The following is a 17,813-nucleotide window of genomic DNA, read 5'->3' as shown; positions in this document are numbered from 1 at the left end:
GCCCAAATCTATAATAAGGAAGCCCTTAAAAAAATTTGAAAATGGACGAAATATATTGCGCTTTTTTCAGTGGGAAGCCTTCTAAAATGGAAATATTTTATTGGATGACTTTATGGAAAAGCTCTTTGCTGCGTCTTATATTTATACCGATGCTGATGAAATAGAAGACTTCCTGAATTTCTAAGTCATTTTTTGTTCCGATATATACACCTTACAAACCATGAAAATCCATCACTTCTGCTTAATACTCCTTATCTCAGTTCTGTTTTTTTCCTGCCGAGATACTGGAAGAGACCCCCTTAGTGAGGAAGAATTACACATTTTGTATGCAGAAAGCCAGATCCACCTGATTGATTTCTTTGAGGAATGGCAAGCCTATACTATGGAAATGAGTCGTATGCTTCCTATGAGAAATTCTAGCTATAGAGAAGGGGTGGATAAATTCACAGTTACAAAAGAAGCTGCGAGATTGTTTGGAGAATTGAGTACTTCCAGCAGGGAGTTAATCAGATCATCGGACTTGCGAGAATCCTATTTTATTTCAGGAAGTAGCAAGATCCTTCGAGCCTTTACTTACCAAATGATAATTGACTTGAGTAATGAATATGAATTAGCGCCAGTGTCTGGTGAAGTGCCTTCTTTAAACGGAAATACAAGTCAGGGTTTTTATGCAGGTTTTCCGCAAGATTCAAATTATATGCTTTCAATTGGCCTACTGAGTGAAGCGGTAGATGATTTGGAAAAAAGCCAGGAATCCCCTGTTGCTGATTTGTTTTTTGCGGGAGATGCTAATAAATGGATACGACTCGCAAATAGTTTGAAGCTCCGGGCGTATAATAACACCCGTTTAGTGGATGAAAATGCCCGGGAGGAGATCAATAAGATAATTCAAGATGGTCAGCTAATAGAAGATATATCGGAGGACTTTCAATATCGCTATCAAAGTGCTCCGGGTCGAGAAGGGGAATTAGCCCCTTTATTCGAACTAACTTATAGAGATAATGGTGATTGGCAGCCTCCTTTTATGTCCAATTATTTTATGTGGTTACTGACAGAGGAAAAATCAGTAGCTGATCCAAGAAGCAGTTTTTATTTCTATCGACAAGTTCCTGATTTTACTAGTCCTGATAGAGTCGCAATTTGTCCGAATTTTGAGGTACTCGGTCAGGGGGGCGTGATACCTGAAACTCCTCAGCATTATAAAGATATAGATGGCAATATGCCCTATTGTATCGCTAGTGAAGCTGGATATTATGGAAGAGATCATGGAAATGGAATGGGGCCTAGCGATGATAAGGAAAGTAGAACACTGATTGGCTTATATCCATTTGGGGGAAAGTTTGACGATAACTCCTTTGAAAGAGGAGCGGGCAATAGCAGAGGGACAGGAGAAAATTTAGCCCTTTTGCCTATGCTTCATGCATCGCATATGTATTTCATTCGTGCGGAAGCTGCCCTGACAATAGGAACCCAGGACAATCCTATAATTATGCTGGAAGAAGGTATCCGTAAATCTTTTGAAAAGGTAAGGAGTTTTGCTGTTAATCTTGACCCTGATTTCCGACCGGATAGCTGTCTGCTTCCTGTTTGTGAAAGTGTAGGAGAAATTCTTAACAGACTTCAGATGGAGGAAGAAAACTACATCAACTATGTCTTATATCAATACAATCGGGTAGCTACAGTTGAGGAGAAGCTGGATATCATCATGAAAGAATACCTGATAGCGCTTTGGGGAAATGGATTTGAGGCATACAACAACTATCGTAGAACAGCTATGCCCTTAAACATACAGCCTTTACTCGATCCTGTAGCTATTGATCCTATTGGTTTTCCAAGAGTTGCTCCAGAGATCTTCAGAGGCTTTGGTGGACCTCTTCCGTATGTGAATGATACCGTTTTCTGGGATACGAATGATCCCTCTTTATTCCGCTAGGCTAAAATTCGTAACTGACAAAGGCAAAGCGTTTTCCATCCGGTGCCCAGGAAGGAACATTGATTGTGCCCTGACCACCGGTGAAGGAGCAGAGAACTTCTAACTCTCCCGTTTCTAAATCCATGAGCCGGAGCATGACATCTTTCATAGGGGGATGGGCATAGCCCTGGTCTTTGAGATATGAAATAAAAACCAAATGTTTGCCATCCGGAGAAGGATGGGGAAACCAATTGGAGTATTCATCATTGGTGAGTTGGGTCTTAAAAGAACCATCAGCATCCATACGCCATATTTCCATGCTCCCGTTCCGATAGGAATTGTAGTATATATATCGGCCATCTGGAGAATAGTCCGGCCCATCGTCCAGACCTGGTGCATCGGTCAAACGGATTTCATCATGCCATTCATTATCGTTTAAATGGGTGATGTAGATATCAAACTCTCCATTTCTGGAAGCAGTATAAGCAATCACCTTCCCATCAGGAGAAATCCCATGCCAATAGGAAGCGGCTATAGGGGTGAGAATCTTGGGTTCGCCCCCTTCTATAGGAATCTGGTATATCCGAGATGTCCCTCCGGTACTTGGTCCCGTTTTTCTTTCCAGGTCATTATTGCTGAGGAGAATGAATGATCCATCCGGGGAGATGCCATGATCATTATTGCATTGTCGGGCGAAACCCGTATTCATTACCTCGGGCTTTCGCCCATTTAAATTGATTTTGTACAGCCTTCCCGCACTATTGAATAAGAGATAGGAGCCATCGGGGCTCCAGTTCGGAGCCTCAAAATGCTTTTTATGCTCATAAATGACTTCCCTTGAGCCTTTACGAATATCATAGATCTCCAAACGGGAAAGGCTGGCTTTATTATTCTGGGCCATAGCCAAAGAAAAAAAGCAAAACAGGGAAAAGCAAAGCAGGAATTTCATCCGATCTATAATTGCGCCCGGACCCCGGCAACCTCCTCTTCCATCACTGGGCTGGATTTGTTCCCAAAGCTTGCCCGGACATATGTTAGTATAGTAGCTATTTCTTGATCACTTAAGTGATTGTGTGGGATCATCACGCCATTGTACACTTCGCCATTGACTTCCATTTCACCCGTCCTTCCTTCGAGTACTATACTGATCAGCGTATCTTTATTTCCATTGACCCATTCGGTTTCTGCAAGGGGAGGATTGAGATTTGGTACACCATAGCCGTCCTTCATATGGCAGGTCATACAGTGTGTTTTATAATTATCCTCTCCCTCCGCAAATCTCGGATCTACCTCTTTCGGTTCTTCTTTTTTTACTTCCGTTTTCGGGCTTTGTGTCTGATCAGATTTGGCTTGTTTTTCCTCTGTACAGGAAATCCAAATAATACCCAGCACTAGAAATATACCAAATATTCTCATATTCTGCTATCCTAAACTTCTTTGCTTCCGTAATACATGACTCTCCAAATTCTTCCCTTTCTTGAATCACTTATATAAAGAGAACCATCAGGTCCTTCTGCCAATCCTACTGGACGGTAAACGGCATCTCTTGGGCTTTCTACCGTTTCAACCTGAGGAAATCCTTCTGCAAATACTTCCCATTCTCCAGTGATTTTTCCACTTGCGTCCATAGGAATAAAGACTACAAAATATCCCCCTTGTGGCTCAGGAGCTCTATTCCATGAACCATGAAAGGCAATGAAGGCGCCATTTTTGTATTTGGAAGGGAATTGGTCTCCCTGGTAGAAAATCAGGTCGTTGGGAGCTAAGTGTCCTGGGAATGCGAAAATAGGCTTTTTGATGCCTTCACATCTTCCTTGTTGTTCTCTATCACCTCCATATTCAGGATTGAGGAGCTTCTCTCCTTTCAACTGGTCAAAATGGCAATATGGCCATCCGAAATCATCGTCTTGATCTATCTGGAAAAATTCTTCTCCGGGGAGGATTGCATTGTCTTTTTCGGAATACAGGTTTTCCGCCAGTCTGTGTAAATCATCGCGGCCGTGCTGCAAAGCAAAGAGGCCATTGCTGCTATGGTTCCAGTCCAAAGCCATGGCATTTCTGATACCTGAGGCATATCTATACCCATTATCCTTTTGTGTTTGGCCAGCTTCATTTGCATTAAAGCGCCAGATGCCTGCCTGATATTCCAATTGAGGGCAAGGATCAAGGCCGGGAGAGCCTACCTGACGCATTTTTTCCTGACAGGCATTTGAAGGGGCTCCAATATTTACATAGATATTGTTATTGTCATCAAATACAAAGGGCTTGGAAGCATGCTGTCCCTGATCGGGGAATCCACTGATCAAGGTCTCCATGCTGCTGGTATCCGGAAGTAATTCTCCTGGGGTCAATTTGTATCGATGGATTGCCACATCAGAAGAAGCATATAGGTGATTTCCGTGCAAGTCTATTCCAGTACCATTGTAATTGGCAAAGCCTTGTTGGACATCCATTTTGCCATCGCCATTTGAGTCTCTCAAGGCAATGATTCCCTCTTCATTTTTAGTCCTTCTCAATTTAACGTATAAATCCCCTTCATCATCGACCACAATATGGCCAGCTATCCCGAGTGTATCTGCCACGACCATTGCCCCAAATCCATCTGAAAGCTGAATGCCTCCATTATTGTCGTCTGCAACAGGAAGAGAAGGGCTTTTATCTTCTTTTTCAGCAGTTTTGGAACCTTCACATGCAAATAGCAGGAAGGAAAATAGGCTAATCAGAATTAGTGAGTAGTTCCGTAACATGTTTATTCTATTTATTGGATCTGAAATCCGTTTTATAATAATCGTATTTATCTAAGTTTTAGCTTATCTACAGGTTCCAGGGTATCTGGATTGATTACCTCCATTTCAACGCTTTTTCCATTGATATGGAAGAAAACAAGCGCATGCTGGGTGGTAAAGCCGCTCACCATAGGCGTCCAGGGCGTTTCTTCCTGGGCATAGTAAGGGGCTCCTGCAGCTCCATTATTGATCTGGTAAATGGTTCTGGATAAGCTGATTTTATCTCCCAGATAATCTGGCAGGTAAATTTGAGTTTTGTCGCTCAATTCAGTACGAGCATAATTGTGCTCATCACCTGTCAGGATAGCGATAACTTTTTCACTTTTATTTACCAGGATGTCCAGGTATTCATCTCTTCTTTCTATAATTCCTTTGGCTACCGGCTTACCTGCAACAAAAGGACGCATTTGATTATTTCCTTTATACCACATATCATCCTGTGTATGTCCTCCATTCGGGAAAGCAGGCGTATGTTGGGTAACAAAAATGTGGTCTACATTTTCATTGGCTTCCAGGCTTTCCATGGTGCTTTTCAACCAGGCAATTTGCTGATCCATCAAATAACCATGCATACCCCCACTTGTAACAGAGAGCGCCTGGGTAGTTGGTGCATACCAATAGTCTGAATTGAGCACAATTACGGCCACATTATCATGGATGTAATAGAATACATTCTCCTGATAACTTGGGAAATTCACTTTAGCTTCTTCCGGGTCATAGACCGCACCATCTTCACTTTCTGGTCCATTTGTAGGTAGTACGAAGTGATTTGAGAAAATGGCTTCAGCAGATTCTGTTTCATATGGAAATCTGTCAACCATTAGTCCAAATCCTCTTTCACCTTCAGCAAACACACGAACAAAAGCTTCGTGATTTCCCATGCTTACATAAACCGGGAAATAATGAGCAAAAGGTTCAATGGCTCTTTTCCAGTTTGCATATTGGAGGTCCATCATCCCCTTGTCGCTCAAATATCCATTGATCAAATCCCCGGAGAATTGCATAAAGGAGATTTCTTTCATTTTTGCCAAAGCCATGATTTTCTTCATGATATAGCTATTGGCACCATAAATATCTCTTTCTCCTCCTCCATTTCCACTACGGGAATCACTGGCATATGCAAAAGTAAATGGGGTTCTTGATCCAGGTTTGGGAGCTGTTTTGAGGGTATAAGCCTGATTCATGCTTCCATAGAATACCTTGTATTCGTATTCCTTATTGGCTTCCAATCCACTTACTACAATCTCATGATGAGTGCTTGCTTTACTATCTTCAAACTTTTGCCCGTTGATCTCTACATAAGTCTTTTCCTTTTCAAGGGTTTCATAAGAGATCGTAGCTGAGTTTTCTGTAAGGATGTTGACGAAAGGTCCTTCAATGATGGTAGCATCCAGGCCAAAACCATTATCGTCTTTTTTGAATCCAACTATTCCATCATACAAAGTCTCACCATCTGCTGAAATAACTCGATATCCCAGGGTGCCATATCCTTTTGTTACCCAATCAATCATATCATACCTTCCTTCGAAACTTCTGGCCAAAACCAGCTCGACTTTTCCTTTTTCTACCGCCAACTGTCTGCGATAAATAGGCATGGGGTGTTTTGAGTCATGATACGGCAGCAATCCGTAGAATACTTTTCCGCTAAAAGTTGTATCTGCAAAATCGAGTAATATCCCACTCTCTGTACCTGTGGGATTCCCGCGCATATTGTTGAGATTAAGGCTGGAATTTGTAACTCTTTCAACAAAGACGCGATCTCCAGCCTTTACCTGTAGTTTGCCGCCTTTCTTTTCCATATTGCTATGGACAATTGGAACCCGCACTTTTTGTGCGCAGGCGAAAGTGGTAAACACAAACAAAAAACTGAAAATGAAGATGAGGTTTTGCTTATTCAAGATGGTTTTATTTGACATCGCAAGAGGCATAGGTTAGGTTAATAAATTCAGCGACAATTACGCAAATAGGGCGGGGAGTACCAAAAATGTTGAGATCAATCCGAAAGACTATATAGGTTTTTTAGGCAGGCCTTTTAGTTTCAAATCAGCTAAAGCGGCTCTGATTCCCGACATAAACTCTTCTCCCGGATCATTTTTATCTGTCAGGTAGTTGGGATCACTTTCTTTCCAGAGGGGATGACCTATAAACTCCTGGTATTCATGATGACCGATTACATACTCAATGGGATACCTTGCTACCAAATAGCGGATCAGTTGAATATTTGATTCCATTTGTTCCTTGTTTAAAGGCAATTCCTGGCTTCCGCCTACATTTTCTATCCCGATAGAACAATAATTGAGGCCAATGACATGGCGGGCGAAAGTCGTATCTGGAAGAAAACGGTAGATTTTCCCGTCTTGATCAATGGAGAATTGGGAGGAAACATTGAGGGACGAACTCTTTTGGATATAAGCTCGATTTCCGGGGAGGGTAGGAGGATCGAAGGCAGCAAATGTTTTCTCCAGACTGGGAATAACCGTATGATGGACTACGATGATCCTGGGAATAATCATAGGCTCCTTTTGAATGAGTCCATGATGATCTTTGAGGTACTCAAGGGAGAGTGCTTTCCTCAAGCTGTCAAATTGAATGGGTTTATCTATGATTTCCAGTCTCGCAGTTTTTTCCTGGGGCTTTTTTCTTTCTTCCCGGCAGCCGAGCAAGAGAAAAAGACAAAGGATCAGGTAGCTTATCTTATTTTTTCGAATCATTCCAGTGTAAATTGGTGTTTCAAAATAAGAAATAATCAAGATGAGAACCTTTAGTCCCCTGATAATCCTCCTGGTCTTTCTTTTGAGTTGTGAAGAAGAGAGAGTGCCTTTATTGGAAAGTATGATGAAAGAAAGGGGAGGGGTGGTAAGCGAAGTATATCAAGATGCGGAGAAATTTCGTCTCCAAATCCAGTATACCCAAATTAATCGGGATGCAGAAAATCAACCTTCCTTTCATAGCCATTCCTTTAGATTAAACAAAGATGAGTATTTCTATCCAGCCAGCACTGTTAAGTTTCCGGCGGCAGTGCTAGCACTTGAAAAGTTGAAGCAACTCAATATAGACGGTCTGGATCGTGAAACTTCACTTAGGATTGATAGTGTGTATTCAGGACAAAGTCAGGTAGTGGCAGATAGCAGCGCTCAAAATTATCTTCCTTCTATCGGAAATTATATCAAAAAGGTGATGGTGGTAAGTGATAATGATGCCTTCAACCGGCTATATGAATTTCTAGGCCAGGAAGCTCTCAATCAAGCTTTATGGGATAAAGGTCTATTGGATACGAAAATTAGCCACCGTCTATCGATTGCCTTGAGCGAAGCTGAAAATCAGCATACAAATCCATTTACCTTTTATGAGGAAGAGAAGGAAATATATAGGGAAGAAGGCAAGATCAGCCAATTATCTTTCTTAGATGGAGAAAGCCTCTTATTAGGAAAAGGAGAGATGCGTGGAGGGGAAAGGATAAACCAAGCCAAAGATTTCGCTAGCAAAAATCGTTTCCCAATAGAAGATCAACAAAGGCTTTTGAAGTCTGTATTTTTTCCTAACAGTGTTATGGGGAGTTTAGGATTTGACTTGTCAGAAGAGGATCGTCAATTTCTGTGGAAATATATGTCTATCCTTCCCAGGGAGAGTAGATATCCCTCCTATCCAGATAGCAGTTATTATTATGACTCATATGTGAAGTTTTTCATGTTTGGGGATAATCAGGAAAAAATACCGGATCATATCCGGGTGTTTAATAAAGTAGGAGTAGCCTATGGATTTCTTACGGACAATGCCTACATCATTGATTTGGAAAAGGGGATAGAGTTCATGCTTACGGCGACGATTTTTGTGAATGAGAACCAAATCTTTAATGATGATACCTATGAATATGAGGAAATTGGCTTTCCATTTTTGGCAGAATTAGGAAGAATGATTTATGAATTTGAAGAAAAAAGACAGAAAAAGCATAGAGCTGATTTGAAAAATTTCAGAATGATATATAATTGAAATAAATAATAACACTGTTATGGGGTAGGATTTTCCACCGAATACAGATTCTCAAAAACCGGCATTCGAGAGGCTGGGCATGGTTTTTAGAATATTTTTGAAGAAATAATTAAGCTAGAGGCTACTCATTAGAGTTTCTCCCCGTTACATAATTGGAATAAACAAAATCCCTTTTGGGAATTTAAAATGAGTCTAGGTCAAATCGGCGTTTAACTGTCATTTGATGTAGATGTTGTATAATCAAAAGAGACTACGAAAGACACATTCTGAAAGCACAAATAATACTCGCCTCCATTCTGTAAAGCAACTATCATTTGAGATTACATGCATGCATGGTCATTCGACCGATGAGATTCCTATTTTAGTTTATGCTAATCTTGAATTGCTATGAGCAATCAAGCAATTGCGTAGTATAGAAAACACAATCTACGCTCGCCTATTTCTCGCATAAGCACCTATCAATTACGGATTAAATGTAATGACGGTCTTTAGGACCGAACAGAATTATTTTAGCCTTTTTTAAACATCTAACCTATGAAGAGAAATAGACTCTTATCTCTTGCCCTGGTTTTTATGCTGTTCACCTCAGCATATGGACAAGGGACAGTGTCTGGAACCGTCCTGAATGAGGAAGGTGATGCACTGGAAGGAGCAACTGTCGTTGTTCAAGGAACAACGATTGGCACACTCACTAACGCTCAGGGTAAATACGTGGTGAATTTACCCGAAAATTCGAAAGTACTTGTTTTTACCTATGTTGGCTACGAAACACAGGAAATTACCATTGACGGTAGATCGGTCATTGATATCAACATGACCGAGAGTCTGCAAATTGATGAAGTAATTATTACAGGATACGGAACTCAGATAAAGCGAGACCTTACGGGGAATATCGCTAAAATCTCCGGTCAGGATATCGAAAATATACCTGTAACCAGTTTCGAGTCGGCTTTGCAAGGAAGAGCTGCTGGTGTGTTGGTTTCTCAGCAAAACGGGAAACTGGGCCAGGGAATCAATATGCGAATCCGTGGATCTGCCTCTGTAACAGCTAGTAATGAACCTCTTTATGTGATTGATGGGGTTGTAATTACTTCTGCCAGTCAATCCAGCCTGAATGCACCGACGAATCCTTTGGCGGATATTAATTTCAATGATATTGAATCGATTGAAATCCTCAAGGATGCCTCTGCTGCTGCAATTTATGGTTCACGTGCTTCCAATGGTGTTGTGATCCTTACTACCAAAAAAGGGAAAGCTGGAAAAACCCGCTTTAATGTAGATTATAAGCAGGGCTTTAGTGAGCCGACTAATAACCGGGAATGGTTGAGCGGACCTGAATACCTGGATTTATGGCAAGAAGCCTTTGACAATTCTGATTTCAATGATGGAAACGGTCTTGTATTTGGTTTGACCGCTGATGAGTGGAGAGACCGCCGTATCCCTGGTTGGAGAGATGGCAATGATACAGATTGGGAGCAGGAAGCTTTCCAGGAAGACGCAGGTTTTCAGGAAATTAACCTGAGTGCAAGTGGAGGCTCGGATAAATCCAGTTTCTTTATCAGTACTTCTTATCTCGATCAGTCAGGTATCCTCATTTACAACAACTTCGACCGTTTCAGTGGACGCTTGAATCTGGATCACAAAGCTTCCAGAAATGTGAAGATCGGAATGAACATGAATTTCGCCCGCACAAGAAACGACAGATTACCTAATGACAACTCCTTTTCAACTCCTCTTCAATTGATTGCTCTTCCATCAGCCCAGCCGGTGGTTGATCCGGAAACAGGAGATTTTTTCGAAAGAACGGTTTACTTCAACGGTAAACTTTATGAAAATAATACCAGCTTTCAAGCAAGAGTTTTCCGTACGATCGGAAACTTCTATGCGGATTGGCAAGTGTTACCAGGACTCTCTTTAAGATCGGAATTTGGGGTTGACTTCCTTTCACAAAATGAGGAGCAATACTTCAGTAGTGCAGTTGCCAGAAATACTGGTGAACCTAATGGATTGGGAAGAAATAACTTTACCCATACCCTCAATTTCACTTTCAACAACTTTGCGACCTATAATGCAAGCTTTGGGGAGAGTGATCTGAATTTGGTAGGGGGAATGAGTTTCCAGGAATCTAATACAGAATTTGCTCGTGTAGAAGGCCGTAACTTCCCTAATGATGAGTTCCAAAAACTGGCCAGTGCCGCTGAAATATTTGGAGGTACTTCCACTGGAACCATCTTTAATATTGTTTCCTATTTCGCACGTGCCAACTACAAATTTGGGGATAAATACCTGCTTTCTCTTGCAGGTCGTGTGGATGGCGATTCACGTTTTGGAAATGACGAAAGGTATGGATTCTTCCCAGCAGCTTCTTTAGGCTGGATTCTTTCAGAAGAAAATTTCCTTACAGACAATTCCCTTATCTCATTCTTGAAATTGAGAGCTAGCTACGGTATCACGGGTAATACGCCAACCACCAACTTCCCATCCCGAGGATTATGGGGTGGGGGAGCGGCTTTCGCCGGGAACTCAGGTATCAACCCTACACAATCTCCTAACCCCAATCTGAAGTGGGAAACAACTACACAGACAGACATTGGGCTGGACTTTGGTTTGTTCAAAGGAAGAATTAATGGTGAAATTGATTATTACATCAAAAACACCACAGACCTTCTTCTCAATGTAAACGTTCCTTCCACAACTGGATTCCTTTCTCAGCTGAGAAACGTTGGAGAATTGGAAAATAAGGGATGGGAATTTGTATTGAATACCGAAAACCTTGTTGGCAAATTTCGTTGGACTACCAGCATCAACTTTGCCAGAAACCAGAACCTCATTACCAATCTGGATGATCAGGTTATCGAAGGAGGTTTCATCAACCGTGCAGTAGAAGGTCAGGCAATCGGAGTATTCTTTGCACCTGAATATGCAGGCGTAGATCCTGCCACAGGAGATGCTCTTTTCTTCCTGAACACTATGGACGATAATGGAAATGTAATTGATGAAACTAGTACGACTAACAATATCAATGAAGCCGAACGTGTAGTTGTTGGAGATCCTAATCCTGACTTCATATACGGAATCAATAATACCTTCTCATTTGCTGGCTTTGACCTCAATATCTTCCTTCAGGGAGTTTCAGGAAACCAGATTTACAATGGCGGTGGAGTATTCCAGATGGATGGATTTGGTTGGTTTGACAACCAGGACAGAAGAGTTTTGGACCGCTGGCAGAATCCCGGAGATGTAACAGACATCCCAGAGGTTCGCTTCCTGAATGGAGCGAGTGAGTCTTCCAGATTTATCGATGATGGTTCTTATCTGCGTCTCAAAACAGTAAGCATTGGTTACCAATTGCCTTCAGATTTTACGCAAAAACTCCGCATGAACAGAGTACGCATCTATGCTACTGGTCAAAACCTAATGACATTCACCGATTATCAGGGTTGGGATCCAGAAGTAAATGCTGACTTTGTTGCCGGTAATATCGGATTGGGGAATGATTTCTACTCTGCTCCTCAGTCCAAGACAATCATCTTTGGTATTAACATCGGATTTTAATTAAATGAACAGAACAATGAATAAGCTATCTAATAAATTCCTATCCGTATTGTGTGCCGGGGCGCTGGTTTTTACTGCCTGCGATACCAGACTGGATGTGACTCCACAGCAGTCTATTGATGAAGAAACTGCACTCAATACGGCCAATAATGTTATCGCTGCGCTTGTCGGTTCCTATGACGGATTGTCTGACAATGATGTTTGGGGCGGAGGGCAGCACCTCTCAGAATTGCTCGCTGATGATGGAGAGCAAATTTGGGCAGGAACCTTTGAAGAGCCAGAGCAAATTTTTCAGAAAACCATTCTCGTTCAAAATGGAGATGTAGAAAGATTCTGGACGGAAAGTTATGAAGCCATCAACCGGGCAAATAATGTCCTAAGTGCCATTGATATTCTGGAAGCTGGGGATCAGGGAAGAGTTGAGGCCGAAGCCAGATTTGTGAGAGCTGTGATCTATTTTGACCTGGTCAATTTATTTGGCAAGCCTTATAATTCGGGTGATCCTGGCAGTAATCTCGCTGTGCCCCTCGTCTTGCTACCCACACGTGCTATTGATGCATCCAGTGAAGTGCCCAGGGCGAGTGTTGCTCAAATCTATGAGCAAGTTCTGGCTGACCTGAACTATGCAAAGGCAAATCTACCAGAAGAGAATGGAGTATTTGCAACAACCTTTGCAGCAAGTGGAATTCTTTCCCGCGTGCATCTCATGATGGGGAATTATGATTTGGCTGACCAGGAAGCTGATCGTGTGATCTCCTCTTTGAGGTATTCACTTAATGCCAGCTATGCTGCCAGCTTTAATGCATCTTCTAATTCGCCAGAGGATATTTTCTCTATAGAGGTAACCTCACAGGACGGCGCTAATGATTTTATCACTTTCTACGCAGCTCCAGAATTTGGAGGTAGGGGAGATATCGATGTTACTCCTGCCCACCTGGCAGAATATGAATCCGGTGATGCCCGTCGCGACTTATTTTATGTAGATGGAAATGGGATCGATCGTACTGGAAAGTGGATCAACAATTCTGCGCAGGACGGTAACATCAATATTCTCCGTTTAGCAGAAATGTATTTGACTCGCGCTGAGACTCGTTTCAGAGCTGGAAATGCAACAGGAGCTGCCGAAGACATTAATCTGGTGCGTTCCCGAGTAGGCCTGGCTGCGATAGATGCCGGTAATCTGGATTTGGATCGCATTCTTCAGGAAAGAAAGCTTGAGTTGATGTTTGAGGGTCATCTCTTGAGAGATAGAAAAAGAAATCAGGTAAGCATAGGAGGATTGGCTTTTGATGCTGATGCCCTTGTTTATCCGATCCCACAACGGGAGATGGATGTCAATGGACAATTGACCCAGAACCCCGGATACTAGAAATCAGGAATCTCATTATTACCTTGGAGCCATCCCATGCGAGTGGGGTGGCTTTTTCTGTGGAGTGAAATTGGGGGATTGAGTAAGCTAGAGATCCTGGACATCTGATAGATTCCGGGATGAGAGGCTTAGCTGCTTTTACGACTTATTCAATGCACGAACTGTTATCCCGGCCTTAATCCAAGAGCCGGGATCTCTAGCCATCACAAAATGATTCTCAAAATAAGGCAGTCCAAATACCAGATATTTCAGCCCGCAAGCCTTTCCTCTACCAAGCTTCGAGATGACAATTTCTACAGAACTGCAGCCTTCACTTTCATCACCTTGGTCAAGAGAGCTTCCATATGTTCCAAAGAAAGCATGGTTGCAGAGTCACTCCTTGCTACAGAAGGATTGGGGTGCGCCTCAATAAAAAGCCCATCCGCTCCGGTAACAATGGCAGATAGGGCCAGGGTCTCAATCATAGCGGGATCACCTCCTGTTGTACCTACGGTCCGATTAGGCTTTTGGGTAGCATGGGTACAATCCATGATGACTGCTGCTCCATGCTCTTTCATTCGGGCTATAGAAGTTGCATCCACAATCAATTCCTGATAGCCAAAGGTAGTTCCTCTTTCACATAGCCAGACCTTCTCATTTCCGGTAGAAAGGACCTTCTCCAAAGGAAACTTCATGGCTTCCGGAGAAAGGAATTGGCCCTTTTTGATATTGATACCACATCCACTTTCGCCCGCAGCCAACAAAAGATCTGTCTGACGACATAAGAAGGCTGGTATCTGAAGATGATCAACAAACTGACTTACTTTCGCAGGATCTTTACTTTCATGAACATCCGTTATGGTTTCTACTCCCACTTCTTCTCCTACCGTTTTCAGGATGTTTAAAGCGCTATCCTCATCGATTCCTGTAAAGCTGTTAAGGCTGGTTCGATTGGCTTTTTTATAGCTGGCTTTGAAGATATATTTGATCCCCAGTTTTGCGGTGATTCGTTTCAATTCTCTGGCGATCTCCAGGCAGGTTTCCAATTCTTCTACTGCGCAGGGACCGCTGATAAGGGTGAGTGAGCTATTCATTGTCTGGCTTTTTTACCTAAATACCCGCCATGATGACGAGCGGCATACATTTCTTTGGTGAAACCGATTTTTTCCAATAATAAAACCACAATCAGATCTCCTACCACTCCCATAACTGTTGTCGAGGTAGTGGGAGTAAGGCCTAGTGGGCAAATTTCGGTTGGCGATCCGGTCAGGACACATATTTTAGCCATTTTGGCCAAAGGACTTTCCGGGTTTTTGCTTAAGAGGACAATTGAAAGATTGGGATACAACGCTAAAGACAGTTCGGCTAACTCGATGATCTCACGAGTCATTCCTGAATTGGAGATCAGGAATAGGACATCGTTCTTTTGTAAAACTCCTAAATCTCCATGCTGTGAATCCAGGGCGTCCAGAAATACAGAAGGCGTGCCTGTGGAACAAAAGGTTGAAGATATCGCTCTGCCTACATAGCCCGCTTTCCCAACCCCTGAAACTACGACCTTCCCACCAATTTCATGGATTTGTTTATAGATAAGTTCAACCGCCTCTTCAATTTTTCCATCGAGGGGAATACTGGAAATCGAATTGATCTCGCATTCAACCAGTTCTTTCAATTTATTTGTCATGGAACTTATTACGCTAATTCGAGGGGCAAAGATACAGCCCCAGAACTTTCGAGCAAAGCTGCATGTTTTCCAGACAATTCCTCTAACTTGCGTCCGCGTCAAAAAGCGCGCTAAAACAGCATGGAAAATCAACGGCAGGGGGCAAATTACCAGCAATTGTGGGGAATTTTTATGGCCTTATTAGGAGCAGTTATGTTTTCGACCAAGGCCGTTTTTGTAAAACTGGCTTATCAGTATGAAGTCGATGCAATTAGCCTGCTGCTGTTTCGGATGCTTTTCTCGCTGCCCATCTTTCTGGGGATCGCCATCTACCTATCACAAAAGGCTGGAACCTATCGACCCAAGGGAAAGGATTATTGGCAAATCTTTGCACTAGGAATCCTGGGCTATTATTTGGCCAGTTTGTTTGATTTTCTGGGCTTGCAATACATTAGTGCCAGCCTGGAAAGATTGGTTCTATTTATCTATCCGACCATCGTTGTGTTGATAGGGGTGTTTTTCTTTCGGGAGAAATTGAGCTGGCAGCAGATCATTGCCTTGATTCTGACCTATATAGGGATCATGATTGTCTTTTTCGGCAATGTAGAAATTGGAAGCAAAAAGGATTTATACACGGGAGGAGCCTTGATACTTGGCAGTGCGCTTTGTTATGCACTTTATTTAGCCGGGAGTGGGCGCTTGCTGCCGAAAATGGGTACCTGGGTATTTACTTCATATGCCCTTACCGTTTCCTCCAGTGCAGTGATTATCCATTACCTCATCTATAATCAGGGATTTGCTAGCCTGGATTTCCCCTGGCAGGTATACATGTATGCAGCCCTGATGGCGAGTTTCAGTACAGTCATTCCTACCTTTCTGGTATCCGAAGGCATTCGATTGATTGGTGCGTCCAATGCTGCCATTGTCGGAAGTTCGGGTCCTATTTCGACCATTATTCTTGCCTATATTTTTCTGGGAGAAAGGTTGAGCATGGTTCAGATTATGGGCGGTGTGCTGGTTCTGGGGGGTGTCCTTTTCATTTCTCTTCAGCAAAAGAAAAAACAAGCGCTAAAAAAGCAGACACAAAAAAAACAGGGAGCCAAGGCTTAGTCACTCCCTGAATTCTTCACATATTTTATACTTAGTTTCCTGCCGCCACTTGATTATTGCGTGGAACTTCTGTTTCTACGATACCTTTATAACCCGTTTTGATATTGATCAGGTTATGGATGCCTCTGGATTTTTCTTTCTTTCTTCCAACCTGCGTTTACTTAAAGGATTATGGAGATCGAATGGATTCAAAATTTTAGACTTGAAATAAGAAGTTGAAAAAATTGAGAAAACCTAGTAAAAATGCGACTTGGCACTTGATTATCTACTTAAATTCTCAGGATTTCTAAGTGCTTTATAAAATTTATTATTCTTTTTCTTTTCCATTTCAACCAGGGTGTTTCGCAGGTACTGACCAACTGTAGTTATAGCGGATTCCAATGCTTTTCCTCCACCTCTTGCATCTGCCGCAGTAAAAAAGGAAATGCCTTTCTCATTTACCAATCTTTTCGCCAGATAGGTAGAGAGTTCTTTTCCTGCACCTTTCACAATGAAATTACCTGCACCAATAGCTTCCCATCCTACTACATCCGGATTTTCAGGATCCTTATATAGCAAATCTTCCGATAAATATTTGGCCCATAGACAGGCTTCAAAAAATCGAGCTAGATTGTCATAAGCTATAGGAAATTGATCCGGTCTGGGTACAGGAGCGCAATTTTCCATTAGCAGCCTAATCAGGTCAATCTTTTGTAGTTTGTTTTCTTTTTTGTTAAGTAAACCTGAATTGATCTGAACTTCATAGCTTTTGTGTAATATGCCTACTTCATACATTTGATAATTGACATGAGAGAGAACTTTTTCCAGTAGATTTCCAGATAAACTGCTTCTCACTTCTGGTTCTTTATATTTCCCAGCTTTACTCAACTTATCCATCATTTTTTTAGTTTTATCTATATGATTATATCCATTTTGAATGTCTTTCGATATAGAAAAACTATAGGCTGCGGCCAGATCTTTTTCTTTAATTTCATCTAAAAAACGGTCCGTTAGCAATCCTTTGTTCTTCCTGACTATACTGTAGTTTATACGCGTATAAGCAGAAAAGCCACGGTCGCTGAGTTTACCTAATGTTGCCGAAGCATTAAATACATGACGTGACCTCAGGATCGGAGTCATCAAAGTATCAAGTAAAGATTTTATTCCAGGTCCCCCCATTACCGCCAGGCCAAATGAAAGCAGGGTATTGAAGGTTAAATCTGTGAGGATCTCATTTAACGAAGGTTTTTCTGGTTTTTCCAAAAACCCAATCCTCATGTCTTGTACCCCATTTACAGCTATAATAGCTGCGCTTCTCATACTTCTCAGCGCGAACAATTGGCGTTCTTTGCTTTCATTTATTAATTCGAGGATTGCATTATCATCTTTTTCAAATGAATTAATTTGATCAATTTCTTTCTGCTCATCTGTTCCATAGACGATTTCCTTATTGTCCTTTTGATCTTCCAT

Annotated in this window: 13 protein-coding genes; 5 read left to right on the top strand and 8 right to left on the bottom strand. The window is 42.0% G+C overall.

Translation table 11 applies throughout. The features are described from left to right. The first annotated feature begins 220 nt into the window (after positions 1-220). Entirely contained in the window at positions 221-1,933 is a 1,713-nt protein-coding gene (locus tag R8P61_14605) for a SusD/RagB family nutrient-binding outer membrane lipoprotein (GenBank protein MDW3648297.1), read from the top strand. A 1-nt stretch (position 1,934) separates the two neighbouring features. On the opposite strand, the gene R8P61_14600 is transcribed toward R8P61_14605, so the two are convergent. The 5 genes from R8P61_14600 to R8P61_14580 all read right to left on the bottom strand — a co-directional run bounded on the left by R8P61_14600 (position 1,935) and on the right by R8P61_14580 (position 7,409). Further along, positions 1,935-2,813 carry a transporter gene (locus R8P61_14600; protein MDW3648296.1) on the bottom strand — a complete coding sequence of 293 codons (879 nt, stop codon included), beginning with the start codon at positions 2,811-2,813 and terminating at the stop codon, positions 1,935-1,937. Between the two features lie 53 nt (positions 2,814-2,866). Next, complete coding sequence (locus R8P61_14595; protein MDW3648295.1) at positions 2,867-3,328, bottom strand: cytochrome c; 462 nt, start codon at positions 3,326-3,328, stop codon at positions 2,867-2,869. An 11-nt stretch (positions 3,329-3,339) separates the two neighbouring features. Beyond that, a complete protein-coding gene (locus R8P61_14590; GenBank protein ID MDW3648294.1) occupies positions 3,340-4,659 on the bottom strand; it encodes a PQQ-dependent sugar dehydrogenase in 1,320 nt (439 codons plus the stop codon). Between the two features lie 47 nt (positions 4,660-4,706). Further along, positions 4,707-6,614 carry a metallophosphoesterase gene (locus tag R8P61_14585; protein MDW3648293.1) on the bottom strand — a complete coding sequence of 636 codons (1,908 nt, stop codon included), beginning with the start codon at positions 6,612-6,614 and terminating at the stop codon, positions 4,707-4,709. Positions 6,615-6,704: 90 nt separating this feature from the next. Continuing rightward, the gene (locus tag R8P61_14580; protein ID MDW3648292.1) at positions 6,705-7,409 is read right to left on the bottom strand and encodes a peptidoglycan recognition family protein; all 705 of its coding nucleotides are present in this window, start codon (positions 7,407-7,409) and stop codon (positions 6,705-6,707) included. Between the two features lie 40 nt (positions 7,410-7,449). On the opposite strand from R8P61_14580, the gene R8P61_14575 reads away from it, so the two are divergent. The 3 genes from R8P61_14575 to R8P61_14565 all read left to right on the top strand — a co-directional run bounded on the left by R8P61_14575 (position 7,450) and on the right by R8P61_14565 (position 13,612). Continuing rightward, complete coding sequence (locus R8P61_14575; protein MDW3648291.1) at positions 7,450-8,688, top strand: serine hydrolase; 1,239 nt, start codon at positions 7,450-7,452, stop codon at positions 8,686-8,688. 534 nt (positions 8,689-9,222) lie between these two features. Beyond that, positions 9,223-12,243, top strand: a complete 3,021-nt coding sequence (locus tag R8P61_14570) for a TonB-dependent receptor (GenBank protein MDW3648290.1) — start codon at positions 9,223-9,225, stop codon at positions 12,241-12,243. Positions 12,244-12,259: 16 nt separating this feature from the next. Next, complete coding sequence (locus R8P61_14565) at positions 12,260-13,612, top strand: RagB/SusD family nutrient uptake outer membrane protein (protein MDW3648289.1); 1,353 nt, start codon at positions 12,260-12,262, stop codon at positions 13,610-13,612. A 293-nt stretch (positions 13,613-13,905) separates the two neighbouring features. On the opposite strand, the gene kdsA is transcribed toward R8P61_14565, so the two are convergent. Further along, positions 13,906-14,685 (bottom strand): 3-deoxy-8-phosphooctulonate synthase, encoded by a 780-nt coding sequence (gene kdsA / locus R8P61_14560; protein MDW3648288.1) that lies wholly within the window; start codon positions 14,683-14,685, stop codon positions 13,906-13,908. Continuing rightward, the gene (locus tag R8P61_14555; protein MDW3648287.1) at positions 14,682-15,275 is read right to left on the bottom strand and encodes an SIS domain-containing protein; all 594 of its coding nucleotides are present in this window, start codon (positions 15,273-15,275) and stop codon (positions 14,682-14,684) included. Before R8P61_14555 ends, kdsA begins: the two co-directional genes overlap by 4 nt. Before the next feature lie 120 nt (positions 15,276-15,395). Here R8P61_14555 and R8P61_14550 point away from each other — a divergent pair, with 120 nt between their 5' ends. After that, positions 15,396-16,364: a DMT family transporter gene (locus R8P61_14550; protein MDW3648286.1), complete on the top strand. Its 969-nt coding sequence runs from the start codon at positions 15,396-15,398 to the stop codon at positions 16,362-16,364. A 261-nt stretch (positions 16,365-16,625) separates the two neighbouring features. Here R8P61_14550 and R8P61_14545 read toward each other — a convergent pair whose 3' ends face one another. Next, positions 16,626-17,813: a hypothetical protein gene (locus tag R8P61_14545; GenBank protein MDW3648285.1), complete on the bottom strand. Its 1,188-nt coding sequence runs from the start codon at positions 17,811-17,813 to the stop codon at positions 16,626-16,628.

This window comes from Bacteroidia bacterium, assembly GCA_033391075.1.
In the GTDB taxonomy this organism is placed as follows: domain Bacteria; phylum Bacteroidota; class Bacteroidia; order J057; family J057; genus JAWPMV01.
The sequence above is the reverse complement of the archived record's forward strand: the minus strand, read 5'-3'. Positions and strand labels throughout refer to the sequence as shown.

Bases quoted from the DNA above. Each gene is read 5' to 3' on its own strand.
- R8P61_14605 (MDW3648297.1), top strand. From the start codon at position 221: ATGAAAATCCATCACTTCTGCTTAATACTCCTTATCTCAGTTCTGTTT.
- R8P61_14600 (MDW3648296.1), bottom strand. From the start codon at position 2,813: ATGGCCCAGAATAATAAAGCCAGCCTTTCCCGTTTGGAGATCTATGAT.
- R8P61_14595 (MDW3648295.1), bottom strand. From the start codon at position 3,328: ATGAGAATATTTGGTATATTTCTAGTGCTGGGTATTATTTGGATTTCC.
- R8P61_14590 (MDW3648294.1), bottom strand. From the start codon at position 4,659: ATGTTACGGAACTACTCACTAATTCTGATTAGCCTATTTTCCTTCCTG.
- R8P61_14585 (MDW3648293.1), bottom strand. From the start codon at position 6,614: ATGTCAAATAAAACCATCTTGAATAAGCAAAACCTCATCTTCATTTTC.
- R8P61_14580 (MDW3648292.1), bottom strand. From the start codon at position 7,409: ATGATTCGAAAAAATAAGATAAGCTACCTGATCCTTTGTCTTTTTCTC.
- R8P61_14575 (MDW3648291.1), top strand. From the start codon at position 7,450: ATGAGAACCTTTAGTCCCCTGATAATCCTCCTGGTCTTTCTTTTGAGT.
- R8P61_14570 (MDW3648290.1), top strand. From the start codon at position 9,223: ATGAAGAGAAATAGACTCTTATCTCTTGCCCTGGTTTTTATGCTGTTC.
- R8P61_14565 (MDW3648289.1), top strand. From the start codon at position 12,260: ATGAATAAGCTATCTAATAAATTCCTATCCGTATTGTGTGCCGGGGCG.
- kdsA (MDW3648288.1), bottom strand. From the start codon at position 14,685: ATGAATAGCTCACTCACCCTTATCAGCGGTCCCTGCGCAGTAGAAGAA.
- R8P61_14555 (MDW3648287.1), bottom strand. From the start codon at position 15,275: ATGACAAATAAATTGAAAGAACTGGTTGAATGCGAGATCAATTCGATT.
- R8P61_14550 (MDW3648286.1), top strand. From the start codon at position 15,396: ATGGAAAATCAACGGCAGGGGGCAAATTACCAGCAATTGTGGGGAATT.
- R8P61_14545 (MDW3648285.1), bottom strand. From the start codon at position 17,813: ATGGAAGATCAAAAGGACAATAAGGAAATCGTCTATGGAACAGATGAG.